This window comes from Methylobacterium sp. E-012, assembly GCF_057836545.1.
Genome location: NZ_JBYQEY010000001.1, coordinates 3,413,416 through 3,439,940, shown reverse-complemented (window position 1 = coordinate 3,439,940; position 26,525 = coordinate 3,413,416). Strand labels below are relative to the sequence as shown.

23 protein-coding genes and 6 pseudogenes are annotated in these 26,525 nt (G+C 62.6%); 19 read left to right on the top strand and 10 right to left on the bottom strand.

From position 1 onward, the window contains the following. Window positions 1-619: 619 nt before the first annotated feature. The 4 pseudogenes from AC3IF1_RS16685 to AC3IF1_RS16670 form a co-directional block, all read left to right on the top strand. Window positions 620-931 (top strand): annotated as a pseudogene (locus AC3IF1_RS16685) (DUF6502 family protein); the annotation flags it as partial. Continuing rightward, a pseudogene (locus AC3IF1_RS16680) lies at window positions 925-1,389 on the top strand (TolC family protein); the annotation flags it as partial. The pseudogenes AC3IF1_RS16685 and AC3IF1_RS16680, both read left to right, overlap by 7 nt. A gap of 22 nt (window positions 1,390-1,411) precedes the next feature. After that, window positions 1,412-2,002, top strand: a pseudogene (locus AC3IF1_RS16675) (outer membrane protein assembly factor BamA); the annotation flags it as partial. Window positions 2,003-2,098: 96 nt separating this feature from the next. Further along, window positions 2,099-2,413 (top strand): annotated as a pseudogene (locus AC3IF1_RS16670) (integrase core domain-containing protein); the annotation flags it as partial. 10 nt (window positions 2,414-2,423) lie between these two features. Here AC3IF1_RS16670 and AC3IF1_RS16665 read toward each other — a convergent pair. After that, window positions 2,424-3,467, bottom strand: a complete 1,044-nt coding sequence (locus AC3IF1_RS16665; RefSeq protein WP_489218511.1) for a hypothetical protein — start codon at window positions 3,465-3,467, stop codon at window positions 2,424-2,426. Window positions 3,468-3,679: 212 nt separating this feature from the next. Here AC3IF1_RS16665 and AC3IF1_RS16660 point away from each other — a divergent pair. Then, window positions 3,680-4,449 (top strand): IS5 family transposase gene (locus tag AC3IF1_RS16660; RefSeq protein WP_489220401.1). Its coding sequence is split into 2 segments (ribosomal slippage): window positions 3,680-3,995 and window positions 3,995-4,449, totalling 771 coding nucleotides; the frame shifts between segments, so codons are not numbered across the junction. A 407-nt stretch (window positions 4,450-4,856) separates the two neighbouring features. Here the strand turns inward: AC3IF1_RS16660 and AC3IF1_RS16655 are convergent. After that, entirely contained in the window at window positions 4,857-5,696 is an 840-nt protein-coding gene (locus tag AC3IF1_RS16655) for a class I SAM-dependent methyltransferase (protein WP_489218415.1), read from the bottom strand. A 55-nt stretch (window positions 5,697-5,751) separates the two neighbouring features. Then, on the bottom strand, window positions 5,752-6,837 hold the full coding sequence (locus AC3IF1_RS16650) for a GNAT family N-acetyltransferase (RefSeq protein ID WP_489218413.1): 1,086 nt from the start codon (window positions 6,835-6,837) through the stop codon (window positions 5,752-5,754). A gap of 817 nt (window positions 6,838-7,654) precedes the next feature. Here AC3IF1_RS16650 and AC3IF1_RS16645 point away from each other — a divergent pair. The 4 genes from AC3IF1_RS16645 (at window position 7,655) to AC3IF1_RS16630 (ending at window position 11,375) form a co-directional block, all read left to right on the top strand. Further along, window positions 7,655-8,464 (top strand): EAL domain-containing protein, encoded by an 810-nt coding sequence (locus AC3IF1_RS16645; RefSeq protein ID WP_489218510.1) that lies wholly within the window; start codon window positions 7,655-7,657, stop codon window positions 8,462-8,464. 30 nt (window positions 8,465-8,494) lie between these two features. Next, window positions 8,495-8,851: a hypothetical protein gene (locus AC3IF1_RS16640; RefSeq protein ID WP_489218509.1), complete on the top strand. Its 357-nt coding sequence runs from the start codon at window positions 8,495-8,497 to the stop codon at window positions 8,849-8,851. Window positions 8,852-8,862: 11 nt separating this feature from the next. Beyond that, window positions 8,863-10,149, top strand: a complete 1,287-nt coding sequence (locus AC3IF1_RS16635) for a sensor domain-containing diguanylate cyclase (RefSeq protein ID WP_489218508.1) — start codon at window positions 8,863-8,865, stop codon at window positions 10,147-10,149. Between the two features lie 227 nt (window positions 10,150-10,376). Then, on the top strand, window positions 10,377-11,375 hold the full coding sequence (locus AC3IF1_RS16630) for an AMP-binding protein (RefSeq protein WP_489218506.1): 999 nt from the start codon (window positions 10,377-10,379) through the stop codon (window positions 11,373-11,375). A 435-nt stretch (window positions 11,376-11,810) separates the two neighbouring features. Here AC3IF1_RS16630 and AC3IF1_RS16625 read toward each other — a convergent pair. After that, window positions 11,811-12,257, bottom strand: a pseudogene (locus AC3IF1_RS16625) (polysaccharide biosynthesis/export family protein); the annotation flags it as partial. 133 nt (window positions 12,258-12,390) lie between these two features. Between AC3IF1_RS16625 and AC3IF1_RS16620 the strand changes: the two are divergent. Next, window positions 12,391-13,398 (top strand): annotated as a pseudogene (locus AC3IF1_RS16620) (methyl-accepting chemotaxis protein); the annotation flags it as partial. 108 nt (window positions 13,399-13,506) lie between these two features. Here the strand turns inward: AC3IF1_RS16620 and AC3IF1_RS16615 are convergent. Further along, window positions 13,507-14,436: an AraC family transcriptional regulator gene (locus tag AC3IF1_RS16615; RefSeq protein ID WP_489218505.1), complete on the bottom strand. Its 930-nt coding sequence runs from the start codon at window positions 14,434-14,436 to the stop codon at window positions 13,507-13,509. Window positions 14,437-14,530: 94 nt separating this feature from the next. On the opposite strand from AC3IF1_RS16615, the gene AC3IF1_RS16610 reads away from it, so the two are divergent. After that, a complete protein-coding gene (locus AC3IF1_RS16610) occupies window positions 14,531-15,274 on the top strand; it encodes an SDR family oxidoreductase (RefSeq protein WP_489218504.1) in 744 nt (247 codons plus the stop codon). Window positions 15,275-15,356: 82 nt separating this feature from the next. Here the strand turns inward: AC3IF1_RS16610 and AC3IF1_RS16605 are convergent, their stop codons facing one another. The 3 genes from AC3IF1_RS16605 to AC3IF1_RS16595 form a co-directional block, all read right to left on the bottom strand. Continuing rightward, window positions 15,357-15,761, bottom strand: a complete 405-nt coding sequence (locus AC3IF1_RS16605; RefSeq protein WP_489218503.1) for a hypothetical protein — start codon at window positions 15,759-15,761, stop codon at window positions 15,357-15,359. An 89-nt stretch (window positions 15,762-15,850) separates the two neighbouring features. Continuing rightward, a complete protein-coding gene (locus tag AC3IF1_RS16600; RefSeq protein ID WP_489218501.1) occupies window positions 15,851-16,381 on the bottom strand; it encodes a hypothetical protein in 531 nt (176 codons plus the stop codon). Window positions 16,382-16,485: 104 nt separating this feature from the next. Next, complete coding sequence (locus AC3IF1_RS16595) at window positions 16,486-16,683, bottom strand: hypothetical protein (RefSeq protein WP_489218499.1); 198 nt, start codon at window positions 16,681-16,683, stop codon at window positions 16,486-16,488. A gap of 472 nt (window positions 16,684-17,155) precedes the next feature. On the opposite strand from AC3IF1_RS16595, the gene AC3IF1_RS16590 reads away from it, so the two are divergent. The 8 genes from AC3IF1_RS16590 to AC3IF1_RS16555 all read left to right on the top strand — a co-directional run bounded on the left by AC3IF1_RS16590 (window position 17,156) and on the right by AC3IF1_RS16555 (window position 25,014). After that, window positions 17,156-17,431: a hypothetical protein gene (locus AC3IF1_RS16590; protein WP_489218498.1), complete on the top strand. Its 276-nt coding sequence runs from the start codon at window positions 17,156-17,158 to the stop codon at window positions 17,429-17,431. A 37-nt stretch (window positions 17,432-17,468) separates the two neighbouring features. Continuing rightward, a complete protein-coding gene (locus AC3IF1_RS16585) occupies window positions 17,469-19,667 on the top strand; it encodes a putative bifunctional diguanylate cyclase/phosphodiesterase (protein ID WP_489218497.1) in 2,199 nt (732 codons plus the stop codon). Window positions 19,668-20,466: 799 nt separating this feature from the next. Next, on the top strand, window positions 20,467-20,835 hold the full coding sequence (locus tag AC3IF1_RS16580) for a PAS domain-containing protein (protein ID WP_489218496.1): 369 nt from the start codon (window positions 20,467-20,469) through the stop codon (window positions 20,833-20,835). Between the two features lie 341 nt (window positions 20,836-21,176). Further along, a complete protein-coding gene (locus tag AC3IF1_RS16575) occupies window positions 21,177-22,661 on the top strand; it encodes a methyl-accepting chemotaxis protein (protein WP_489218494.1) in 1,485 nt (494 codons plus the stop codon). A gap of 4 nt (window positions 22,662-22,665) precedes the next feature. After that, window positions 22,666-22,956: a hypothetical protein gene (locus tag AC3IF1_RS16570; RefSeq protein WP_489218492.1), complete on the top strand. Its 291-nt coding sequence runs from the start codon at window positions 22,666-22,668 to the stop codon at window positions 22,954-22,956. Continuing rightward, window positions 22,953-23,312 carry a hypothetical protein gene (locus tag AC3IF1_RS16565; RefSeq protein WP_489218491.1) on the top strand — a complete coding sequence of 120 codons (360 nt, stop codon included), beginning with the start codon at window positions 22,953-22,955 and terminating at the stop codon, window positions 23,310-23,312. The genes AC3IF1_RS16570 and AC3IF1_RS16565 overlap by 4 nt, the downstream gene beginning before the upstream one ends. Before the next feature lie 82 nt (window positions 23,313-23,394). Then, on the top strand, window positions 23,395-23,976 hold the full coding sequence (locus tag AC3IF1_RS16560; RefSeq protein WP_489218490.1) for a PilZ domain-containing protein: 582 nt from the start codon (window positions 23,395-23,397) through the stop codon (window positions 23,974-23,976). Window positions 23,977-23,985: 9 nt separating this feature from the next. Continuing rightward, entirely contained in the window at window positions 23,986-25,014 is a 1,029-nt protein-coding gene (locus AC3IF1_RS16555; RefSeq protein ID WP_489218489.1) for an HD-GYP domain-containing protein, read from the top strand. Between the two features lie 41 nt (window positions 25,015-25,055). On the opposite strand, the gene AC3IF1_RS16550 is transcribed toward AC3IF1_RS16555, so the two are convergent. After that, entirely contained in the window at window positions 25,056-25,418 is a 363-nt protein-coding gene (locus tag AC3IF1_RS16550) for a cupredoxin domain-containing protein (RefSeq protein ID WP_489218487.1), read from the bottom strand. A gap of 399 nt (window positions 25,419-25,817) precedes the next feature. Beyond that, window positions 25,818-26,435 carry a PAS domain-containing protein gene (locus AC3IF1_RS16545; protein ID WP_489218486.1) on the bottom strand — a complete coding sequence of 206 codons (618 nt, stop codon included), beginning with the start codon at window positions 26,433-26,435 and terminating at the stop codon, window positions 25,818-25,820. Between the last annotated feature and the right edge of the window lie 90 nt (window positions 26,436-26,525).

Genomic DNA, 26,525 nt, shown 5'->3' with positions numbered 1-26,525 from the left:
CCGATCTCACGGAAGCTCGCGTCGCTGCCGAGGTTAGCGGGCCGACGATTGCAGCGGCGAGGATCAGGCATAGGGCTAGGTCGGGAAGCGCTCGCCGACGGCTGGACGCGCCGCCGCCGCGGCAAGACAAGCCGATTAAAGACCGGATCATCGCCGCACCCGCCCGAAGGCGGAGCCAAGAGTCGCGATCTGAGCGATGTCCCACCGCCTTTCGTCGAGGCGTTGGGGAGCCGATATTTCCGCTGAGGAATCGGTGGAGGCGACCAGTTGCGGGACGATCAGCTCACTGTTTGGACGGACCAGTTCCACGACACAGACGCCGACGGCGGGCAGCGCCAGGGCCGTGAGCGTGTACGCGAGGCGGATCAGGCGCGTCGGGAGGTCAGGGACTCGGTCGCGGCGTGCCGCCGTTTGATTGAATGCGATCGGCGGCAGGGGGGGGGTAGACGATAGGGTAAGATGCGGGCGGCATCAGCGAGGAACCTCGAAGGTTGTGGGAGATATGCCCACAACATTTATGTGTGCAAATTTCCCACGTCAACCGAGAAATTGCACATACAGGTGTGTCTGCGTACTATGTGAGGTTGCCTCCCACGCTTAAGCTCCTACCAGAGTGGGTATGTCTGAGACTGCCGACACATCGCGAGAGGGCGCGGCCCTGCACGCGCCGTTGGCCCGGTTACTGCTGCCGTTCGTGCGCCTGCTGGTTGCCCACGGCATCACCTTTCCGGCCCTCACCTACCTTCTACGAGAGCTCTACGTGAACGTAGCCGAGTACGATTTCGCCCTGACCGGTTAGGAGCAGACCGACAGCCGTGTCTCCCTGCTCACCAGCATCCATCGCAAGGAGGTGCGGCGCCTGCGCGGGGTCTGCGCCTCCGTGAGCGCGGTGCCCGCCGTGGTCTCGCGCACCAGCCGGGTCATCGCCCGCTCGACCGGTTCGTGCCGTGCTCGCTGGATTCGGCTATCGCCGTCGGCCAGCGCGAGCACTCGCAGATCGTATCGGCCATTCACTCCGTCGACGCGGCGGAAGCGTAGGTGAAGGTTTATGAGGGCCAGCTGGTCCCGAACCTGAGCCTGCAGGGCTCGCTCAGCCAGGTCTACGACCAGACTGGCCCGAACCAGGCTTACTTCGTCGATTTCGTCGGCGGCAAGCTGAACATCCCGATCTACGAGGGCGGCCAGACCTACGCGCAGATCCGGCAGGCGAAGGAGCAGGTCGATCAGGCCCGCATCCAGGTGGATCAGGTCCGCGACCAGGTGCGCGCGCAGATCGTCGATTTCTGGGGCCGGCTCGAAACCGCCAAGGAGCAGGTCATCGCCGCCCAGGTGCAGGTCCAGGCCAACGAGGTGGCGCTGAACGGCGTGCGTGAGGAAGCCCGCGTCGGCCATCCAGGCGGCGTCACCCCAGATCGGCCTCGTTGCATCCTGCGCAGCCGGAGCCCTCAGCCTAGCCGTGCTGTTATGTGCGGGACAGGCGAGCGCCAATGAGATCGTCGTCCAGGGCAACCAACGAGTCGACGCGGAGGCCATCAGGTCCTACGTGACCGGCACGGCGTCCGGCTCCGCCGAGGAGGCCCGCCGCAATCTGCTGGCGAGCGGCATGTTCTCAGATGTGAAGGTCGCCCAATCGGGCGGGCGTACGGTGGTGACCGTCCGCGAGAACAACCTGATCAACCGCGTGGTGTTCGAGGGCAACAAGAAGGTCGAGGCGAAGGCACGCGGGCCCTACACCGGAGCGATCATCAACGCCGACCTCGCCCGCATCCGCGACGTCTACAAGCGCTTCAGCCGGGGTACCGCCAAGGTGACCTACCGCATCGTCGACCTGCCGAACGGCCGCGTCGACGTGATCTACCAGATCGACGAGGGCGATAAGACCGGCATCGTCTCGATCAACTTCGTGGGCAACAACGCCTATTTGGAGCGGACCCTGAAGGGGCTGATGGGCTCCTCGGAGATGAACTTTCTGTCGTTCATCAAGACCTCCGAGGTCTACGATCACCGACAACGGCACCCATTTCACCACGCCCGGCAACGTCGCCTTGGCCGCTTCCATCATTAAGGTACGATTGCAGCCGGCAAGACCTTCCGGGCCCACAGCTTCGAACTTGCCTGCGCCCGCAACGATATCGACCATCGGCTGACCAAACCGCGCCATCCCTGGACGAACGGTCAGGTCGAGCGGATGAACCGCACGATCAAGGACGCGACGGTCAAGCGCTACCATTATGACAGCTACGCGCAACTCCGTGCGCACTTGGCCGACTTCGTCAACGCCTGCAACTTCGCCCGCCGCCTCAAGACCCTGCGCGGCCTCACGCCCACCGAGTTCATCCTGAACGCCTGGACGAAAGAGCCTAATCGCTCCAGGATCGACTCGTCACACCTCATCCCGGGACCATACAACTAGTCTGTCAGTTTTAATGACGGTCACAGACCTCGAAAGCTGGGCACTGCCGCTGCTGACAACCTAATCGATCGTCGATGCGATTGCCGTTGCAGATGTCCCAGCCAGCTTCCGCGCAAAAGCCCCACAGCGCCGCTTGAACAAAACGAGAGAAGGTCGCCGGGAAGTCCGGGTTGTAGGCTTGGGCATCGATCCGGCAGGCCAAGCCCTCGATGATCGCCGCGCAGCCCCCAGGCGCGGTACAAGCCGGCCCGAAAGCGTGTTCGGCGTCAAACCGCGCCAGGGTGCCCGTCCGATGCAGGAAGTTATGAACGAGGGAGTCGACGGCGATCATCCATGATCCGGCTGTGACCCAGCGTTCCCGGTTCGGGTCGGCGCCGAGCAGAAGGTCAGCCAGCATCATCGCCCAGAGCTTCGGGCCGATGCCGTAGATCCTGCAGAGGGGACCAAGAACGGCCTTCCGCAGGCGCGGACCACGTTCGGGCGCCCCGGGGCCAGGATCGGCCTCGGCGAGCCGTTTATCGATCCAGCCGACGAAGTCACCGTCGCAGACATCGCGAATAAAGAGGGCAAGGCTGTAGGCTGCTTGGTTCAGCGATCCCTTCCTCAGCCTCGGGAGGGGTAAGGTGCAGGCGCTGATGTGATCCGGTGCAGCGCAGGTCTGGTCGACCCTGCGATAGCTGCAACCTTCGAAATGCCAATAACTCGCAAGGCGCAAGCACCTCTGAGGTACCGACAAGGCCGCCTGGATCTCGGCGTGGGTCACCCCGCCATGCTGCTCGGCGTAGCGGACAGCGATCTGATCGGAGATACCCTGGAGCGGTACGAGGCTCATCATCCAGTCGAAGATCGGAGCGCTATCGTAAGCGGTGACCGCCTGCGAAACACCGTTTGCTGTTTGATGGGCTTGTAGATGCTTGAGAAAGGCGGCCGGTGCGAGGGCAAATGCCGGCGCGGTGACACGTTGTAAATGTATCCACGGATCGCCTTTTGATTGATTCGCCTCGGTATGAATTAGCTTCATGCCATCGAATATACTGACTGCCGCAATAAGCATGTCAAACAGATTTTAAGCTATATTCATTGCTGCCGGCGCAATGGCCGATCGAAGTTTTGTATCAGATTGTAGCGATCGATCAGCGCGACAGTTTTTGGTGGCAGACGGTGTGGTGCCAGATGACTGATTATGGCCGAAAGCGGCTAGGGCGTGTCGTCGCCTGAACGGACTGGCGGGGTTTGCGTTTTCCTCTCTCCAAGACAGGAGGGATGATGCTGAGCGACGCGCAATGGTCTGAGCTGGAGCCGCTGGTCGAGGTGTGCCGTCCGAAGGCCAAGACGCCACCGCAGGACCTGCAACGCACGCTCTCGGCCATTCTCTGGCGGCATCAGAACGGGGCGAAATGGCGGGCCATTCCGCAGGATCTGGGTCCTTGGTGGCGGGCCGCACAGATCTTCATCCGCTGGTCACGTGCTGGCGTATGGGAACGGCTCCTCGGCCTCGTGCAGGAGCGCGGGGTTCAGCTCGGGATGGTGTTCCTCGACGGCACGAACATACGCGCGAACCAGAAGGCGGCCGGTGCCGCCAAAAGGGGGGATCTGGGGCCGAGCGAGACACTCGTGAAGCTGTTGGCCGCTCGCGTGGCGGCTATGGCACCAAGGCTTGCGTGATCGCTGATGGGCGGGGCCGCGCCATCGCCTTCCGGCTGGCACCGGGGCAGGCGCACGAGCTGCCCCATGCGGTTCCATTGCTCGACCAACTGCCAAGCGTGCCCAAGTGGGTGGTCGCAGACCGCGGCTACACCAGTCACGCCTTCCGCGAGCACATCTGGGACATGGGTGCGCGCCCCGCGATCCCGCCTCAGCGCCACGAGACCCCCGTCGCCTGCCCGGACTGGATCTACAACAACCGCAATCAGGTCGAGCGCCTTTGGGCGAGGCTCAAGGAATGGCGTGCCATCGCCACCCGCTATGAGAAAACCGCCGCCAGCTTCGTAGGCGTCCTGTCCCTCGCCGCAGCCCTCGACTGGCTCAAGCGATGACACGCCCTAGTCCGCTTCCGAGTAGACCCGCCGCAAAAGCGGACTGCCTCTTACCGACCCAAGCCATACACCGGGACCGCTTGTTGCGCTTCACCAAAGCGATCGCTTGTCAGCCGTCTAGCAACTTCGGCTGGGGGGCTTTCAGACGGTTCGCCTTCGGGGGGCGGATAGATCGGAGCGGACACAACCGCCGGGACCGTTCACGACCCAACTCAGCCGTCCGGATACCCGCGGGCGCTTCCACAAAGCGGACGTTCGTCCGATTTTTAACAATTTCGCCGCGGATGTAAGCTGTGTAGAACCGCTACGTTTTCGATTACCTCTGCATAACAGCTAAAAGGCCGAGCTCAACTTTTGTTATAGCCCTTCAAGATTATAAAGACGAGTCATGCATCACAATTAACTATTCATTGTTCTTCAAAAACTATCTCTGCGCGCCACGTCGGCTTTGTCGTGATAATATTGAAATCTGAACATCTGCTTTCATATAGATTTACGGTGTTGATAGACTGCCAAACCACTACACCATCGTCGGTGTCGGAATGGTGGTTAAGTTCGTCGGGATCACATGGGACCTGTTCTGCATACCAACGTTTAAAGTAAATTGATTGATCGACTAAATCGCCGTTTACGGGGTTCTCAAATATTACAAAAATGCTACTTCCGGCGATGGCTAGCTGTTCCAACTTACAAATAAGGATCCCAATTGTTGCCCGACCGAATGAATGATACATGAAAACTACAATTTTTCCGCCTTTCAATTGAGTCGTAGTTACATCGGCTCGATCGATGCTGATTTTGGCTCTGCCAGGGAATAAATCTGATATTTTCTGAACGTTCTTCTCCGCGATGGCGCACAGTTCGCCTGATATTTCAATGCCGATTAATTTGTAGAATGGAAATTCTGATGCGGTTATTAATGCGCGACCCATGCCGCAACCAAGATCATAGAAGGTAAATTGAGCAGTATCCGGGAGTGAACGAAGAGCTATTCTTACGCAACTGGGTTGACAACCTGCATAATGATTGTTCTCTCGAAGGCCAATTTTAAATATATTCAGCCCCGGGTCGGTTAGAAAGTTCGGGACAAAACCGCTTGTTTGAATACCATAAATTAAATCGATTGGATGAGTATGGCGCCGAGCCTGAGTTAATGCTCGATGCAGCATAAAATTCCTTCCAACCGCATTGCGCGTAAAAACTATTGTCGTAATTGTGCGCAGCAAGGACAAATAGTGAATTAACATATTAAAATTCCGATCATAACCTACAAAAATAAGCAGCTTTGCCCGGCAAGCCTGTTCAAGCGGCGCTTTTCTTATGTAGACGGCTCAACTGAGACACTTTTCCGCGGGGATGTAGGAGGCTGTATGCGCCGCGAATTATCTTTCCAGGTATGCCTTCAGGAGTTGCGAGGTAATCACCGCAAATTTGAGGCTCGCATACCCTGCTCCAAATGGGCGTTGTCCCAGCTAAAAAAACAACTCCTTCCATTCCGTTATCGATTTCGTGTTGCAAAAAGAAGTGTCTCATTGCCATAGACATAGATGAATTATTTAAATTTTCGTGATTGAGCTGCCATTCGACAATACAAGTTTTGCCTTGTCTCCAGCCCGATATATAGCTAACCCACGCCCCCGTTTTATCAGTCAGCCCCATAGAAAACGAGCCAGGCTGTTTCTCGATCGCGCTTTGACGTCTCAAAGCCTTTTCCAGTTTTTCAAATCTGGCCGCTACGGCCTGCAACCGTTCCACGGCCGCTGTGGCTTGAATTGAGGTGAGCGAAGCATGAAACACACATCCGAAATCCTCCTCGGCGCGCCTTTTATAGTATCGAAAATTCTTCCGCATTTTCTGGCTGAAGCGAGAGGTCAATCCACTCATCCCTCCCGTCAAAGGCAGAGAGCTTCTCATTTCGCGAAATTGCCAATTTTTAGAAGGGGTTGCGTTAGCTTGGCGTCCCGCTGTCTCGTCAATTGTGGCGGGCGGTATCAGCAGTGAGACAATAATCGTGTGAGAGAATCTATTCTTTATTAGAGCTGCTGTGCCATATTCGATAATAGACATGTAATTGTTTGAATTTCCAATGACGCACCCCCTACCACAAAGGTAGCCACCTCTGAATGTACCTATTGGAAATCGTCCGAATTTAGTGCCGTGAAGCAGAAGTGCTCCGAAAGGGATGCGATTGGAGTGCAGTAAAATCACTACCGGAAGAGTATTCCATCGGTCCGAAAGCGCTAGAAACCAAGCCATCGATACGGTCATATCATAACTTTGACCACAGGAATGGCGTAATTTTTCGACTATACTTGAAACAGATTCGATAGCTCTTTTGCCTAAAAAAATACCAACCTGAAATTTACCACAACTGCTCGATGAGATCATGAGGCGGACCTCTTGGATTTTCGCACTTTTGACGGTTCCGGCATATAAAATTTTTTCATGTTAGTATAGCTGTGCATGTACGCTTACTGATAAAGTAGGAGGGGGTAGGCTGACGCCGAGAAGAGCAGCCCTAAAATCGACTTGGTGTCCGGAAAGCTGGCTAAAAAGATGCATAAGCCAGCCGATAAGGCGAGGTCGAACATCGACACGGCGCGGAAGCCTGCGAAGCGAGCGGTCCTGTTTCGGCGCTTTGAATTGTATGTGAATGCAGCGGCACATTTTGAGGAACAACTGCCTCTCGCGTGACGATTAGCGCCTGAGCTTGACGGTTAGTACCATCCGAAACGGGTCGTGATATAGCGGATTGGGAACGTCCGCCTCCTTGGGGTCTTGCTCAGAAGCAGACCGTCACAAAGCCACCCCCAGCCGAAGTTGCGAGACGACTGACAAGCGACCGTTTTGGAGAAGCGCAACAAGCGATCCCGGTGTCTGGCGTGGGTCGTGAACGGTCCCGGCGGTTATGTCCGCTCCGATCTATCCGCCACCCGAAGGCGGACCGTCTGAAAGCCACCCATCTGGGACGGTCACGCGGGCGATCAGTAGCGGTCGATCCTAGCCGAAAGCTGCCGCTTCGCTTCGGGGGAGAATCAGCCGGGAAAACAGACAGCTCGTTACCGACCTAACCCCGACGCACAGCCTTGCGAGCCTCCGAAAGCGAGCCTTCGCTCGGGTCTCCACTCACTTCAGAATTTTACGTCAGCGAAACCGTCAAGCTGTTAGCTTGGTCCGATCAAAGCGGATGTGAGAAGCCTGAGCTATGAAAAGGGGATGCCAGGGTTGCCAGGCTGGTGAGTCGCTGCCCTTTGAGTTCACAATGGCGTTCCATCCCATCCTCGACATCCAACGACATGGCGTGTGGGGCTATGAGGCTTTGGTCAGAGGCGTCTCGGGTCAGGGCGCCGGCCATATCCTCGCCATGGTCGATGAGGCAAACCGCTACAAGTTCGATCAGGCGTGTCGTGTGAAGGCGATCGAGCTGGCGAGTTCCTTGTTCGTCGAACCAGATACCCGTCTGTCCATCAACTTCATGCCCAACGCCGTCTATGAGCCAGCCGCATGCATCCGGGCGACGCTGGAGGCGGCTCGTCGGGTCGGCTTCGCACATCGGCAGATCATGTTCGAGTTTACCGAGAACGAGCGCATGGCCGATGTCGCTCACGTCCAGCGCATCGTCACCGAATATCGCAAGCAGGGCTTTGCCACCGCCATCGACGACTTCGGTGCAGGGTACGCCGGGCTCAACCTGCTCGCGAGCTTTCAGCCTGACTACATCAAGCTCGACATGGAGCTGATCCGCGGCATCGGAGCGTCGCGCGCCCGCCAGACCATCGTCGTGGGTGTGGTCGAAATAGCACTTCAGCTCGGTATCGCGGTGATCGCCGAGGGCGTTGAAACAGAAAACGAGCTCGAAACACTGCGTGCGGCCGGCATTCACCTGTTCCAGGGCTACCTGTTCGCCAAGCCTGCGGTGGCGAGCCTGCCGGCCGCTTGGCTCCCACAGCGAGGCTCTGCTGAGTTAAGAACGGAGGCTTGCGTGAATGCTGGGCTTGGCACGCGCGCCGCCTGAGCATTTCCGGACCGACATGCGAGGCCTGCTGTGCTCACTTTCGAAGCCATCTCTCTCGACATACTCCTCACCCTTGAGGCGGATCAGCTCGACACCATGCCGTTCGGGGTGGTCGGACTGTCACCGGCGGGCATCGTCGAAATCTACAACGTTACAGAGGCGCGGCTGGCTGGTCTTCAACGGGAGACCGTCCTCGGCACGCACTACTTCTCAGTGACCGCGCAGTGCATGAACAACTTTATGGTGGCTCAGCGGTTCGAGGATGAGGCGGAGATCGATGCGATCATCGACTATGTGCTCACCCTACGGATGCGCCCCACGCCCGTACGGCTACGACTGCTAAAGGCGCCGCAGACCGATCGCCGCTACATCCTGATCCAGCGCTGAGCGAGGCCGCCGTGACGACTGACCTCGAAGCCGAGAATGCGGCCCTGCTGCAGTTCCTCTATGCCTGCCCGGCCGGTCTCGTGGAGTTCTCGGCGGCTGGTGCCATTGGCATGGTCAACCCGGCTGCGATGGGCCTTCTCATGCCGATCGCGGGTCGTCCGTTCGTCATCAACCTGTTCGACGTCATGGACGCCTGCGCGCCGGAACTGCGCAACATGATCCACCGCTTCGCACCACCGCAGGGGACGGTTTGTGACGGCCACCGCATCGTGACCGGGCGCGGGGAGCGGCCGAACGTCCTGGCCTGCACCATCGTGAAGCTGACCGCGGATCGCTACGTCGCGACCCTTTCCGATGTCACCGAGCAGGTTGCCCGCGAGCGGCGGTTGAAGCAAGCCGAGACGTGGTTCGCTTCCCTGCTCGACGGCGTCGATGATGTCGCTGTGCTCTCGCTCAATGCGAACGGCTGCGTTGACGCGGTCACGCCCTCTGCGACGCGCCAGACCGGTTTCACGGAAGCCGAACTCCTGGGCAAACCCTTTGAATGGTTCGACCGCCCGGACCGCGCTACGGCGATGCCGCTGCCCGGTGAGGCGATCGCCGTGGCGCGACGGGACGGCTGGTACCTTCACGAGGGCTGGCACGCCCTGGCCGACGGCGGTCGCTACTGGTGCCAGCGCCTGGTTGCCGTGCGCAATGAGGCAGCGGGGGCTGCCGCGGGATATACCCTGGTCATAAGAGCGGTGACCAGCCAAGGGCGTGACACAGCCGATTTGCGCAGGATGCTGACGCGGGACCATCTCACCGGTGCAAGCAACCGGGCCCACTTCTTCGAGACGGCGGAACGCCAACTTGTACGGGCACTCCGGGATACTGCATCGTTGGCTCTCGTAGTCCTCGATGTCGATCACTTCAAGCGCGTGAACGACGAGCACGGGCATGCGGCGGGTGACGTGGTGCTGCGCGAAGTCGCGCGCCGCTGCGAAGCGGAGTTGCGTCCTGAGGACATCTTCGCCCGTTTGGGAGGTGAGGAGTTCGTGGTGCTCCTGCCGGAGACCTCGCTGATGAAGGCCTCTGCCGTCGCCGAACGCTTGCGCACCTCGCTCGCGCGTGAGCCGATCGTTGCGGGCGGGATCGAGCTGCGCATCACCGCGAGCTTTGGCTGCTCTGCGTTGGATACGGATCCGGCCGCATCCCTGGCTGGCCTGCTCGCGGCCGCGGATACCGCGCTTTACAATGCCAAGCGTGCGGGCCGCGACCGGGTTGAACTATCACACCCAGATCGGGCCGCGGCTTGAACCCAGGTCATCCCGCGATGCTTTCGCGAAGCGCCCTAGCTACGGTCCTGCAAAGCCTTCTTATCGCTGAACTCCTTGCCGCGCGCGGTCGCGGGAATCCTGCAGCGCGTCTGCCGGCGCACCTGCCACCTGCATGGCCCGAGACCACGCACATTAGCTCCGGCGCGGGAGTGGGGTTGGGCTGCGACTCGCTGGAGCGATTGTGGCTGGCCTCTGCAGTCAACGAGATGTTCCACCTCCACGAGGCGGGCGGTGAGGATGAGCTGCTTGCGGATACCACGTTCGGGGCCTGGATCGAGCGGATCGAGGCCGCGTGGCGCTCCGGTGTCGCTTCGATCACTTTCACGAGCTCGGGGACGAGTGGGCGACCGAAGCGCTGGACGCACACGGCCGATGCTCTACGCACGGAGATCGCGTTCCTAAGTGAGCTGTTCCGGGACAGGCGGCGCATCGTCTCCCTCGTGCCAACCCACCACGCGTACGGCTTTCTGTTCGCCGCGCTCCTGCCCGATGCGCTCAGCGTCGACCATATCGATGCGACGAAGCTCGGCCCTGCTGAGATGGCTCGCAGCCTCGCGCCGGGGGATCTCGTCGTCACGTTTCCCGATCGCTGGCGCGGGCTGGAGCGCTCGCTGCCCAACTGGCCGAAGGACGTCGCTGGCGTGGTCTCGACCGCCCCGTGTCCGCGAGACTTGATCGCGGCGCTCCGCGAACGCGGCCTGGCAGCGATGACAGAGGTGTACGGCTCGTCGGAGACGGCCGGCGTGGCTGTACGCCGCTGGCCGGAGATCTCGTATAGCCTCATGCCGCACTGGCAATTCGTCGAGCCAGTTAACGAGGATGCGCCGGAGATCGTCCATCGATTCGGGCGGCGTCTCTCGTTACCGGACCGCATCCGTCCGCGGGGTGGGGGTCGGTTCGAGCTAGCTGGCCGATTGGATGGTGCTGTACAGGTGGGCGGCATCAACGTGTACCCTGACCGGGTTGCAGCGCGCCTCCGTGATCGGCCCTGGGTCGGTGATGCAGCGGTGCGTCTGATGCGGCCGGAAGAGGGGGCTCGTTTGAAAGCCTTTATCGTACCCGGGGTGGGAGCTGATCTGACCGCGTTGCAGGCGGACCTCTATGCATGGATTGACAGCGCTTTGTCGGCAGCAGAGCGACCGACGGCACTCACGTTTGGATCCAGGTTGCCGACGGGCCTGATGGGCAAACGCGTCGACTGGTAAGGAGCGCGGAGCGGTCATAACGGCAGGTTGACGCGGAATTCCGACGTCGGCCACCAATGGGAACACGCTCGCAAACACTGAAGTCTGCAGGGTGCAGCTATATCTGCCTAAAGCGGTATGCCCAGCTGCTCCCATGACTACCACAGGTGCAATCCGGCCGACCGAACCTGGCCGTAAGCGGAACGGCTGCTTCGGGGTAGACTCGCCGCATAAGCGGACGGTCCTCTACCGACCCAAGTCGGCCACTTGGATCGCCCTGGACGCTTCCCATAAGCGGTCATTCGTCGGCCATGTGGCAATTTCGGGTTGGGGTAGCAAATGAACGCTGAGCGAACAGTCATCTTATCGAAGATAGTAATATGAAGTAGCGATATTCGTGATTGTTGATTGAATGAAAGATGACCCGCCATCGCCACTTGAGCCGCTGGCTAAATCAGACTTCGAGACGAAGATGAGGTCGCGGTTCCGCATACGGAAGGCCTGAGTTAGAAACAGACTGTCGGGGTCGCGCATGTCCGCTTGGTAGACGACCGGCACAAGGGCGGTGCCTAGCAGGCGACTGCCGGGTTTCAGGCGTCGCACCACTGCCGCCGGCTCGAAACGGAAGATGAACGTACCGCCTGGGTCCGCCTGAAGGTCGGACAAGCCACGCGCCTTCGCCAGAGCTTGGGCCAGAGTGATGCCTTCCGCATCAAACGGGATCTCGGTGGCGTTGCCGAGCGCACCCATCGCCAGAAAGGTCTGAGGATCGCGCACCAGCGTCAGGGTATCTGCCGGGCGCAGGGAGATGTTCTCGGCGGGATTTGAAACTACGGTCGTCAACGGCACCTTAGCGATTCGGGCCCCACGCGAGAGCTGCACAACGATCTCGCTGACCGGCGCTCTATCCGAGAGCGCCCGCGGTGGGATCGCGTTGGTGCTTGTTGTCGTCATCGTCGTCACGCTGGTGATCGGCTGGATGTCTGTCTTCACGATCTCGGGCCCTGTCCGCCGCATGGCGAGCGTCATGAAGCGGGTGGCCGATGGCGACACTGACCTCGCAGTACCGAATGCCGGCGAGCGGAGCGAGATCGGCGAGATGGCCGCCGCAGTGCAGGTGTTCAAGGACAACCTCGTCCGCACCCGCAAGCTCGAAGAGGAGACCGCCCTGGCCCGGGCCTCCGCCGAGGAGCAGCGCAAGCGCGCGATGCGGGACATGGCCGATGGGTTCGAGGCCGCAGTCGGTGGTGTCATTGGCCTGGTATCGTCTTCGGCCACTGAACTGCAGGCCACCGCTGGAGCCATGAGCGGCACGGCGGCCGAGACCGCCGCCCAATCCTCCGCGGTGGCGGCCGCGGCCGAAGAGGCGGCCGTCAACGTCAACACTGTCGCCGCAGCGGCCGAGGAACTCGGCTCTTCGGTCCAGGAGATCGGCCGGCAGGTCGATGGCTCCGCAGACCTCGCCCGGCAGGCCGTGGCCGAGGCCGACCAGGCCGGCACGCTGGTGCAGGCGCTCAGCGCCGCCGTCTCCCGGATCGGTGACGTCGTGGGCCTGATCTCGACCATCGCCGGTCAGACGAACCTGCTGGCGCTGAACGCAATGATCGAGGCTGCCCGGGCCGGCGCGGCCGGCAAGGGCTTTGCCGTCGTCGCCTCAGAAGTGAAGGCGCTGGCCGAGCAGACCGCCGAGGCGACGAGCGAGATCTCCGGACAGATCCTGCAGATCCAGGCGTCGACCGGGCAGGCCGTCGCCTCGATCGGTGGGATTACGGGACGCATCCGCGAGATCAGCGCGGTCGCCACCTCTATCGCCGCAGCAGTAGAGGAGCAGGGGGCGGCGACCCAGGAAATCGTTCGCAATGTCGCCCAGGCGGCGGTCGGCACGGGCGAGGTGACGGGGAACATCACCGGCGTGGCGGGTGCCGCCGAGGAGACCGGGGCTGCGGCGAGCCAAGTGCTCGGGGCGGCGTCCGAACTGTCGCGCCAATCCGAGCATCTCGCAGCGAAAGTCGCACGCTTCCTGGCCACGGTTCGAGCCGCCTGACTGAATTCGCGGGCCTGCAGTGCGCACGCGATAGAGTTCGGTCACGACTTGACCGTCCGCTTTCCTGCTGACTGATCTTGGAAGCGGACGGGCCGATTCCCCCCCTTCTCAGACGTTCAGAGACGCAGGGCTGCGGGGTTGGGCGCGCTGCTCGCGGGCGTAGTGGATTGGCGGTCTGCCGACATGACGAGCGAAGGCGGTGCTAAAGGTGCTGGCGGACCCGTAGCCCACGCGCTCGGCCACCTCCGCCACGCCGGCTCCCTCGCGACCAAGCAGATCCTTCGCCAGCGCGATGCGCCACGCCAGGAGATACGCCATCGGCGCGACGCCGACCTCGCGCCGGAACCGTTCGAAGAATGTCGAGCGCGACAGTCCCGCCTCTCGGGCCAGGGCGGCGACCGTCCAGGGAACGGTCGGTCGCTCGTGCATGCGGCGCAACGCGGCGGCCACGCGCTCGTCGGTAAGCCCGCGTAGGAGGCCCGAGGGCGCCGTCGGACCCGTGGTGGACCGGAGCGCCTCGATCAGCAGCACCTCTAGAAGCCGCGCCAGGACCACATCGCGGCCGGGCCTGTCCGCCCGAGTCTCCTCGTTCACGAGGCCGAGCAGCATCGCCAGTCGCCCGACGCCGCGCACATGGACGAACCGAGGCAGGAGCGACAGCAGCAGCTCCGTATCGTCGGAGGCGAAGGTGCAGTGACCCACTAGCATGCGCAGGTCGGGCAGCACCTCAAGAGGGCCGAGTCGGAACACGCCGGGGCCGACCTCGAGGGGCGGCGGCGCCCGCCCCGCCGACGGCGCGACGAGGCTGGATGCGGCGAAGGCGCTGGCGGCGGGGATCAGCACGAAGTCGCCGGCTGCGAGGATGATCTCCACCTCGTCGTCGATCGCGAGGCGGCAGGCCCCCTCCAGCACCGCGGCGTAGAACGGCTGGCCGTGGTCGTTGCGGCGCACTGTCCAGGCTCCGCCAGCCAGGACCAACTTAGAGAACGAGGCACCGGGCCGTAGCAACCCGACGACCTGGGTGAGCGGATCGACCATTTCGGACGCTCGCCAATGAAAAATGGACTTGCGCCCGTATCACGTCCGGCAGAGCGCTCCTATCACCCCGTGGTGCGTCACACGGGAGGTCCCCATGAACACGACCCTCATCACCGGCTGCTCATCCGGCTTCGGTCTGAAAACCGCGCGCCTTTTCCTCGACCGCGGCTGGCGAGTCGTCGCCACGATGCGCACGCCTCAGGTGGCCCTGCTCCCGGAGTCCGACCGCCTCACCGTGCTGCCGCTCGACGTGACGGACGCCAGCAGCATCGCCCGGGCGGTCGCGAAGGCCGGGCCGCTCGATGTCCTGGTGAACAACGCGGGCGTCGGGCTACTGAACGCCCTGGAAGGCCTGTCGATGGAGTCCGCCCGGGAGGTGTTCGAGACGAACACCCTCGGCACCATCGCCATGACCCAGGCTGTGCTGCCGCAGTTCCGGGAACGGGGCGCGGGGGTGATCGTCAACGTGACGTCGAGCGTGACTCTGCGGCCGCTGCCGCTGCTGGCGGTCTATACCGCGAGCAAGGCGGCGGTGAATGCCTTCACCGAGTCCCTCGCCCACGAGCTCGTGCCATTCGGCGTGCGCGCCCATCTCGTCATTCCCGGCCGATCGCCGGAGACGGCGTTCGGGACCAACGCCCGCACCCGGATGGGGATGGATGTACCCAAGGCCTACGGCGATCTGGCGGGGAGGGTCTTCGCGAACTTCCAGCAGGCGACGGAAGAGCTGACCCGGGCCTCGGACGTGGCTGAGGCGGTCTGGCGCGCGGCAATCGACCCGGCTTGCCCGATGCGCCTGCCGGCCGGCGCTGATGCGGTCGCCTGGGCGGCGGCCTGACACGAACCCTCGAACGTCCGCTTCCGCTACATGTTTAAGCAGAAGCGGACTGGTAAATATCCACCCATAGCAAACCTCGGCCTCAGGCACGCTCCAGCAAGTCGAGGAGCACCACGCCGGCAGCGGCGATGACGTTCCCCCGCCCGCGCCAGGGCAGGACGACAGCCTCGGACAACGGCTCGGCCGCCACCCCCCGCAGAACGGTCTCAGGTGCCTCGGCCTCGCGGTCTTGATTATTCCCACGCATGTAGACCACCTGACTGCCGGTGTGGTTCTCGGGCGCGGCTAGGGACGGCTCATCGTCCGCGCCGTCCTCGGTGTCTGGATCCCCGTCCATGTGGTCGAGCACGGCGATAATCCGATCCGCCGCGTCGAGGGCGATCTGTGCCGCTTCCTCCAGGCTGGCGCGGAGCGCGGGCCCGGTCAGCGGCTCCAAATCTGGATCGGCCGGTTTCGGACGCGGGGTGAAGGTCAGGACATCGCCCATGGTGATGGTCTCGGGTCGCGATGAAGGGGAGGCCCGGCGGGATCCGGCCGGGGCGAGACGCACGGCTACGGAGGGGTAGGGAGCCGCCGTCAGCGGACTTCGGGCCCGGCCTGGGTGCGGGCTCTGAGGGCCTCGGCGAGGCATAGTTCCCTCATGCGATCAGCCTCGGCGACCGCCAGCAGCTCGCGGGCAAAGGCCGCGGTCTCAGCAGAGTCGCCGTTCTCGATCGTCTGAACGGCCAGCATCGCCAGTCGCGTTTCCTTCTCCAAGGCGGTGCTCGGCGCCCGACGAGAAACCTCCTTGCGGATCGCGGTCTGGACGTCGGCCAAGGCGTCTCCGATCCACCGCATCAGCTTGCCGGCTTCGTTGAAAACCGGGTCGGCGCTGCGAGCGGAGTCCAGACAGCAGCGAGGTCCCCAGGTGTAAGCGTCGGCCAGAGCTTCGACGTTCTCGGCCATGTCTTGTATCGCCCGCAGATCGCTAAGCGAGGCAGACGCGAGGTCGAGCATGGCGACGAGGCTGTGAGCATGCGCCGGCTCCTCGACGACTTCCGGCTCCGGCTCGGCGGTCTCGGTCGCGCCCCCCTCCTGGCCCAGCACCGCAGACGATGCCGCCATCATGTACCGGGCGCAGGCCAGGCTCAGCAGCTTGCCCCAGCCTTCGAACGTCCCCTGTGCAGCGTCGAGCGCCTTGAACGACCGGCCCGCTCGGGGTGCGAGTCGGGTCAGAGCAGGGAGACGAGGCCGGTCAGGACCATGCCGCCGCCCACGATGGCGAAAGCGGCCAGCAGCTCGGCACCGACATCGAGGAAGAGCAGGGACCGACTGTGCGACGTGTCGAGGCGAACCGGGGCGACGGCCTCCCACGGCTCGATCGTGCCGGGCTGCTGCTCGTCCGGCAGGTTGCGATAGCGGAAATCCACCGGGGGCCGGCGACGCTCGGCGGTGGCGACGGCCGTGCGGTGACGGTCTGCCGCTGTTCGGCAGAGCGGATGAATGCCAAGGGTCATTCCTCGCGCTGGCCTACGCCTCTGCGTTAGGGCGGCGGATCAGATGGTTCTGACATCTGTAGATAGGGGGAGACGTCGCGTTCTTCCGGATCGCGTGATTCGGCCCGAATTAGACTTCAAAACTATCAGATGATAGAATTCAGAGGGAGCTTTCGACCTTAATGGCCCCTATTGAATGCGCTATTAGAAGTTGTATTTTTGATCTGAACGTGGATAATCCGTCAATTGACGTGATTTGAGGATCGTTTGGAGTTACATGCTTATACAAAAGTACGGTTTATGACGGAATAAACTATTAATTAACAGAATCTATCAGAAATAATTGCTGGTTCCGCCACATGTTTATCAGGCGAGGACTGATTATAGTCCTGATGAGAAGCCAGCAATGCGCGTACACCTCCCTGTCAAGGCTGCCCTGGCGGCTGCCTTCGGCCTGCTCGCCCTCATCGCGGGTGGACAGGGCGCACCCTCGATCATTAAGCTAGGGGGCATCCGACATTCCGTCACCGTGATCGCCACGAACTGGCTGCCGTCTGTCGTTGCCGTCGGCCAAATGCGCGAGGCCGCGTCCGAGGTTCGGATCAAGCAGCTAAGCCTTCTCACTCTGGCGGATCCGAATGTCGGCCCATTGCCCGACACGGAAGGCGACCTCATCCGCTGACTCAGCCGCGCTCACCCGTTCGATCCGGAGCCCTCTCGTGCCATCTTCATATGCGCAGACTGACGAGGAAGCTCGGCTGCAGGCGCTGGCCGAGCACGAAATCCTCGATGCCGAGTCAGATCCGTCGCTCGCCCACATCGTCGAACTCGCCGCCCGCCTGCTCGGCGCACCGGCTGCCTTCGTTTCCTTCGTTGATCGCGATCGGCAAGTCTTCCACGCCAAGGTCGGCCTAAGCCTGTGTGACACCGACCGCGACGTCGCCTTCTGCGCCCGGACCATCGCGCAAGCCGACATCCTCGTCGTACTCGACGCATCCCGGGATTCACGGTTCTGCGACAATCCCCTGGTCACCGACGCCCCGTTCATCCGCTTCTACGCAGGCGTGCCGCTACGTACCGGGGACGGCCATGCCATCGGTACACTCTGCCTCGCCAGCCCCAAGCCGCGACGCGCTTTCACGGGCCGAGACAGGCGTATCCTCACCGACCTAGCCCGACTCGTGCTCGACCGGCTGGAGCTGCGCCGCGTCCAGGCGGCCCGGCGTGCGACTCAATCGCGCTTCGAGCACATCGCCGACACCTCGTCGGACGCCATCATCTGCGCGGACGCCCACGGGCGGGTGAGCTTCTGGAGCACGGCCGCCGAGCACCTGTTCGGGCATACGGTCGCCGAGGCTCTTGGTCAGCCCCTCGCCATACTGGTGCCCGAGCGGATGCACGGCGGCCACGAGGGTGACCTCCGCCGGATCGCGCCCGGGGCGGAGACGCGGCTGCTCGGCCGCACTGTCGAACTCACCTGCCGGCACAAGGACGGCCGCGAGTTCCCCGTCGAGCTGTCCTTGTGCACCTGGACCGAGAACGGCCACGCAGCTTTCGGGGCGATCGCGCGCGACGTCAGCCAGCGCCACATGGTAGAGGAACGCCTGTTCCGTCTCGCGCATCTCGATGCCCTGACCGAGCTGCCTAACCGGGCTGTACTGTGCGGCCGGATCGAGGCGGCGATTATGGAGGATCGCCCAGCGGCGGTGCTGATGCTCGACCTCGACGGCTTCAAAGAGGTCAACGACGCGCACGGTCATGCCGTGGGCGATGCCGTACTCCGGCTGGCGGCGAGTCGACTGCGCAACTGCGTCGACACCATGGGCGTTGCGGCTCGATTTGGCGGCGATGAGTTCGCGGTCGTGCTCCCCGGCGTCGGGGATCCGTTGATGGCAATCTCCAAGGGGCGGGCGATAATCGACGCCCTCTCCGAGCCGTACCGCGTCGAGGAATCCATCTTGCGACTCGGCGCCAGCGTCGGCGTGGCCCTAAGCCCCGCCCATGGGGTGCGAGAAGACGAACTGCTGGCTTGCGCCGATGCCGCCCTTTACCGCGCGAAGATGGATGGGCGCGGGCGCGCCTGCCTGTTCACGCCGGACCTGCGCGAGGTCGCACAGCGCGAGCGGGCCTGCCGCGACGGGCTGCGCCGCGCTATCGAGCAGGGTGAGTTCGTACTGCATTATCAGCCGCAGGTAAGCCTGTCCGACGGGGCACTCATGGGGGCCGAGGCCCTGATCCGGTGGCAACATCCCGAACTCGGCCTGCTCATGCCGGCCGCGTTCCTGGAGGTGCTAGACAACGGTCCGGACGCAGCGCGTGTTGGCGACTGGGTGCTGCGCACTGCCTGCGCCCAAGCACAGGCTTGGCGGCAAGGTGGTGTGCATCCGTTCCGGATCGGGGTGAACCTCTGCGCTGCCCAATTCCGAAGTGGCGGTTTGGTCGAGCGAGTCGCAGCCGCGCTCGCAGAGACTGAGCTGCCGGCGCACGCCCTGGAGTTGGAGATCACCGAGACGATCATCTTGCATCACGACCCAGAGGTGGTCGCCGCCCTGCGGGCCCTGCGCGCCATGGACGTGGGAATCGCGTTCGACGACTACGGCACCGGCTACGCCTCGCTCAGCCTGCTCAAGCGCTTCCCGTTGACACGATTGAAGATTGACCGCGGCTTCGTGAACGGCCTGTGTGAGGACCGGCACGACGCGGCCATCGTGCGGGCGGTGATCGACCTCAGCCGCAGCTTCGGGCTGGAGGTGATCGCCGAGGGCGTCGAGACCGAGGAGCAACGCCGGCGTCTGCTCGCGAAGGGCTGCCAAGAGGCGCAGGGTTATCTGTTTGGCCGCCCAATGCCACCGGCGGAATTCGCCGCGCGTTTCAATTTGCGCCAAGATCATATACGTCGCTCGTCGACTTTTACGTAGCCGCGCGCAATGACGATAGCCGATAAAACACGTTTAGACCGTTCAATGCTAGCATGTTGACTGAGAATTTGTTGCTTTATCTGCTCCATTTACCAATCATGTTTTATTTAATCGACCAGCCTCGGATCTTGACCATGAGCGCGCTGTACCGCTTCGTCTACGCCAGCAAGAACCTTCTGACTGGGACTGAGGCCGAGGCTGCAGTTGAACAAATCCTGGCGGCATCGCGGCGGAACACCAAATGGCGCGCAGCGGGCGAGCATGCAACGACAGGTGGGCCCGAGCTGGTTCCTCGGGGCTCGCCCGTGAAGCCTTGGCCGGGCAGTCGCATGAGGGTCGGTGCGGCGGCGGGACTGGAGACCGCGAGCGCCGGCCCACGGCCCTGGAACCCAGCGTGTTCGAGATCCTGCTGCGGACGAAGCCCGCCCCGGCAACCTCGGGCCCAGCATCTTTGTCGACGGGGCAACCCTCTCGGGCCTACCCGCCGCGAACCTGAAGAGGCGGTACGAGGATCGGCATGGGTGACGATGTGGCGGCGCTTCTGCTGACCCTGGCGGCGGAAAACGGCGAGCTGCGCGAGCAACTGGCTATGGCGCAAGATATGCTCGTTTAGACTGCAATCGACACCGGCCATCTGAACGCCTGCATCAAGGCGGTGCAGGTGGAGCGAGATGCATGGCGGGCCGAGCCTGAAAGGCTGCACACCGATTATATGCATCTAGGAGCGTCAATATCGCCGACCGGGAATGCATCGTGCGACGCTATTAGATCGTCGTCGCGTGTATAGTGACTCTCTGAGATGACGGCATTCGAAATCATTTGCGTGTTGGCTTATGTCGCAACGGTCGGCGTGATCATGACGGACACGACGATCCTCTCGCCTAGCCCAGTTGTTTTGTATGCCAACGAAGCCTTTGGGCGGCTGATTGGGCGAGACCTGAAGGATGTCATAGGTCGTAATCCATGGATCATGCAGGGCAAGGAGACGCGCCGCTCGGCGCTCGACACTTTCCATCGTGCCCTCATGGCCGGTGAGCGTTTCCATGGCTACCGCACCAACTACCGTGAGGACGGGTCCAAATATCGTGTCGAGATCGACTGCCGGCCCCTGCGCGCTGCCGATGGGCGGATCGAGAACTTCGTGGCGTTCGAGCGCGAAGTGAGCTGACGGATCGGGCGTCCCACCGTCAGCGCGGCCGGTCGCTACGAGCCCGGCTTGGTAGGTAATGATCCATTAACCACCTTCTTGCGCGAACTCGCCATCTTTAAGCACGGATAAGTTGTATTGTTTCTAATCACGGCGGTATGAAAACTGCTACCGGGGATTAATATAAGTTGTGTTCGGTGCGAATACTGGTCGTGATCGGACACATTAAGCGTAAATTAACGCTCGTTGCCCAGTATTGCCGAAAGCGATGATGCGAAGGGTGACGTGTCGGCGGGATACTCCGCTGGCCGACTGCCTCCCGGTCCGTCGTCGAACACCACAACAATCCTGGGGGATCGGCCATGTTTGGTGGAACGCGCACACATGCGGATCAGGCGGCCAAGCTCGATGCGCTCGACCGCTCGCAAGCCGTCATCGAATTCCAGCCCGACGGCACCATCCTCACCGCCAACGCCAACTTCCTGACCGCCATGGGCTACACGCTGGCCGAGGTGCAGGGACAGCACCACGGCATGTTCGTTGAGGCAGCCACCCGCGACAGCGCCGAGTACCGCGCATTCTGGGAAGCCCTGCGGCGGGGCACGTTCCAGGCCGCCGAGTTCAAGCGGATCGCCAAGGACGGTCGAGCCGTCTGGCTTCAGGCGAGCTACAACCCCTTGCTCGACCGCGCCGGGCGCGTGGTAAAGGTCGTAAAATTCGCCGCCGACATTACGGCGCAGAAGCTGCGCTCGTTGGATAGCGATGGCCAGATCGCCGCCCTGCACCGCTCGCAAGCGGTGATCGCGTTCGATCCGACCGGCACGATCCTAGACGCCAACCAGAATTTCCTCGACGCGGTCGGCTATCGTCTTGATGAGATCCGCGGCCGGCATCACAGCCTATTCGTAGATGCGGCTGAGCAGGCGGGGACAGCCTACCGGGGGTTCTGGGACCGGCTGGGCCGCGGCGAGTTCGCGGCGGGCGAGTTCCGGCGCATCGCCCGCGGCGGTCACGAGGTCTGGATCCAGGCGAGCTACAACCCGATCACCGACGCGGATGGCACCGTGCTCAAGGTGGTGAAGTTCGCCGCCGACATCACCGCGCAAGTGCATGAGCGGCAGCGCCGGGCCGCGGCGCAGCGGGCGATCGGCACGGATCTCGACGCGATCGGCGCCGCAGTCGAGGACGTCACCCGACAGACGGCAGAGGCGGCTGGCATCGTGGGACAGGTCTCCAACGACATCCAGTGTGTCGCCTCGGGCGCAGAGGAGTTGTCGGCCTCAGTCGGGGAGATCAGCCAGCAGGTCAGCCACGCCGCGCGCATGGCCGGCGAGGCGGTCGAACAGGCGCGTCATACCAGCGGCATCGTCGAGGGCCTGAGCGGGCAGGCGGCACAGATCGGCGACGTCGTGACGATGATTCAGGGAATTGCCTCGCAGACCAACCTGTTGGCGCTCAACGCCACAATCGAGGCGGCGCGAGCCGGCGCCTCGGGTAAAGGTTTCGCTGTTGTGGCTTCCGAGGTGAAGGCCTTGGCCGAGCAGACCGCCAAGGCCACCGACCAGATCCGCGGGCAGATCACCGCGACTCAAGCAGCCACACGCGAGGCGGTGAACGCGATCGGCGCGATCCAGGGCACGATCCGATCCCTCGACGAGGTCTCAGCGGCGATCGCGGCGGCGGTGGAGGAGCAGTCGGCCGTGACCCGGGAGATGTCGGGCAGCATGCACACGGCCGCCCATGGGGTGACGACGATCGCCGGCGGCATGGAGGCGATCGCGCGAGCGAGCGAGCAGGTCGATACCGCCACTCAGCAGGTGCGTGAAGCAGCGCGGGCAGTGGGCTGAGGGCATGAACAATACGGGCGAGCAAGCCGCCGTGCGGGCCAGCCTAGAAAATGGGCTCGGGGACCTACTTCGTGCAGCCGTCGAGACTCCGGCAGAGCCCTATGCGGCGAGCTGCAACCGGATCGACGCCGTGTTCGATCATCGGATGGCGCCGCATCGGCATCTGGCCTGGGCGCTAGCGGAAGCCGAGGCGTTGAAACATCGGCTCAAGGACGGCCTGTACGGGTACGCCCCCGATGCTATCGGCGAGGTGTGCAGCGCAAGGGACCCCGACCTGGGGGAGCAGAGCCGATGATTGGCACGCTCGTACCGCTGCGATCCGGTCGCTGCGCCACACCCGCGCTCGCCGCCGTCGACGTGACAGCTATAGAGCTGCTGCAGGAAGGACATGCACTGACGTTGTCGGGTGCGCGGCTCGACGTGATCCAGACGGATCTGTTGGCTCAGCGCGTGCAACTCGCCGCGGTGCGTGCTGATTTGCAGGCGCGGCGGCGGAGCGGTGACGTCGGGATCAACGCTTTCAACGCGACTCTGTGCGCCGAGACCGACATGGGGCTCGCCTACATTGATCGGTTCCTTGATCTGGTAAAAAGCTGCGCCGCGCGCGTCGATGAGAACGGCACGCTGAGCCGTCAGGCACAGCCTGCGTAAGCGAAGCCGCCGACAAGGATCAAATTTCTTTTAGGTTTAGACGAACTATAAACCAGGTTGGTGCCACACTCCGCTATATACGATGACGGAGACAGCTTCCGTGTTGGATCAGTGCTCGATTTCAACCCAGGGTAGATATTGCCTGCTCGGTGGCGAGGACGTTTCATGTCTCGCCGATGTTTCAGCCCCCGACGTCATCGAGCTGCGTCGCGTCGTGCAGGGAGCGCTCCCCGGCAGCGGAGTTCGCGTCGCATGCTACCTCGATAACATTGGGCTGATCGACGGCGTTGTGCTGCACGGCTCCCGCGCAAGCTTCGTCCTGCAGGTGGTGGCCAACCTCGAACGACGCTCCAGGATCGTAGCGCGGCTGGCTTGGCTGCGCAGCGCCGAGACGCGAAACGACCAACGCAAGGCAGCCCGCATCGTCCCGGCCCACCGCGAGGTGCAGATCAGGCTGCCGGGTGAGCAGGCGGTCGGAGCGATTGTCGCCGACCTGTCCATGACTGGCGCAGCCCTGCTCTTGGACGAGCGGCCGGATGTCGGCGAGACCGTGACGGTGGGCAAGCGCTTCGCGACGGTAGTGCGCCATACACCCGAAGGCATCGGTGTGGCGTTCCGGATGCCGTTCGGCTCGCTGACCTTCAACGAGCACGTGATCCTCTGAGGCGCAGCGATGAGTGAGCTTCTGCTGATCACCGACGACGTCCAGCGTGGTGAGCGCTTGGCACGTGATCTCGGTTCGCGCGGTTCTTGCAACGTCCACGATCTGTACGAGGACAAGTTGCCGACCCGGCAGTTCGATCTGATCGTCAGCGACATCGAAGCGCTCACCTCCGACGCGATCATCCGCCTTCGCCGCGCCTTGGCGAAGGTCCGAACCGAAAGTCTGCCGTATCTGTTTCTCGTGCACGGCAACGTCGCTCGGGCCGAAGCGCAGGCACAGATCCTGGGCGCGAGCGCCACGGCCAACCTGCAGCAGATGTCCACTGCGCTGGATCGATTGCGGGGCTCGCCGATCCCCCGTTCTGCACGAGCGACGGCTGCCGAGGCTCGGCAGTTCTTCCAGGGCGCTCTGTTTTCTGGCGGCACAATCACGCCGGATGTGGCCGATGCCGGAACCGACTTGGTCGTGCGCGCCGTCAGCGAGAGCGGGGTCTACGACTGGGTGCGGGCGGTCCGGCAGTTCGACGACGCCACCCATCAGCACTGCCTGATCGTCGCCGCCCTCGCCGCGGCCTTCTCGGGTGCACTCGGCCTGCGAATGGCGGACCGCCATCGCCTGACGAGAGCCACCCTGCTGCACGATGTCGGCAAAATCCATGTGCCGATCGAGATCCTGAACAAGCCGGGTCGACTGACCCATGCGGAGATGGCGGTGATGCGCACGCACGCCGCGTGCGGCCACGCAATGCTCGTCAACGGTGCCTTCGACGGTGAACTGCTGGCGGCGGTTCGCTCGCATCACGAGATGCTCGACGGGACCGGTTACCCGGACGGTCTCAAGGGGTGGGAGATCCCGGACTTCGTGCGGCTGGTGACCGTCTGCGACGTCTACGGCGCGCTGATCGAACGACGCAGCTATCGCGCGCCGATGCCGGGCGGCCAGGCCTACGGCATCCTGCAGGGCATGGTCGGGCGGTTGGACAGCGATCTCACACGCGCATTCCGACCGATAGCAGCGGCGTTCGACCTATCCGTGTAAGCCAAGGAGCGCCGGTAGCATCGGCGCTGCTGGCGGCGCAGCTACCGCACGTGGACGGCGAGCTTCATCTTCGGGTGAACGCCGCACAGGACGGTGAAATCACCCTCCGTCGGGAAGGTGATGACGGCTTTGGCGCCGGGCTCGATATCACCGCTGTCGAAGGCGAACGTCTCGGCTTCGACGTAGGCCTGGTGGACAAAGTTGTCGTCGTCGTTGACCACCGTGATGTGCTCACCGACGTGGAGTGCGACGTCCCCCGGCCCAAAACGTTTGCCCTTCTGCGATACGATGTGATCCGCATCCGGGAGGCTCGCGATGGCGCCGCTGGCCACAGCTAGTGAGATCGCGGTCCCGCGCATGATCGCCGGAAGCAACTTCCGGTTGTTATTCAGCATCTCGGCCATCGAAGATAGATTACAATCTCAGCTGAGATTGAATTCACTCCGTTAATCACCTTAAGGATGCCTGAAGTTTTCAGATCATGACGAGGTTGTGATCACGTGCCGTTCAAGCGGAAGCAATGGCAGAACAAGGGAGGGGATCTTCAGGCAGATTGAGCGCCGCTCAACGCTAGGCCACTGTTCGCCATCCTAGCGGCATGCCCATGCAGCGGTCACCGCAAGTCCGCCTGTAACGACGATACCGATGGGCGAATCTTCGGCTAGAGCCCGGGCCAAGTCGAGAACCAACATGGATAAAGAACGCAGAGGATGCACGATCTATTCGGCAATGTTACCTGGCACGTGCCGGCACACCAATAGACTGAAAACAGGACGCAATGATCAGACACACTGTACATTCCGCTAATGCAGGTGCGATACCTGTTCTTCATTTATTTCACGCGACAGTTCCTGACCGACGGCGAGGAGCAGCTCATCCGCCTTTTGTAGCAAATGCAGTGAGCCATACTGTTCGAGCGCTGCCTGCGCTTCCAGGCAGCGGTCAGCTGCCTGCACGATTAGGCTTTCCTCATGCGGCAACGGCTGGGCAACATAGCCCTCGCCTGTTTCACAAGTCTCACGACTTTCGGTGATGTCGATCATGATGCCGCGGCAGCGCACCGCCTGGCTGTCCTCGGCCCGGTAAATCCGCCCGCGGCACAGGATCCAGCGTATGCTTTGGTCGGGGTTTACGATCCGGTACTCGACTAGGAACAAGCTCCCGCTCTGCACTGCTTTGGCCATGTCGCGCGCCATCCACTCGCAGTCTTCAGGATGGACATTGGCGATCGATACCGGGGCCTTGACCGGCTGGCCGGCGAGGCCGGGATCGCCAGTATGCAAAGCCGCAGCTTGCTCGTCATAGTACACGCAGCGGTTCAGCAGGTCCCATTCCCAGGTGCCGACAACGCCTGAGGCCGCCAAGCTAGTACGCAGCTCGTTCGGCCGGGTCAGGTTCCGCACAACGCCACGCTTCGGCATCTACTCTCGTCTCCCCTGGGCGGCGATCTCGGTCGAGGACAGCCATTCCGTAGCGGATTTCACATGCTAGTGTCGATTGTGCTCCGGCTC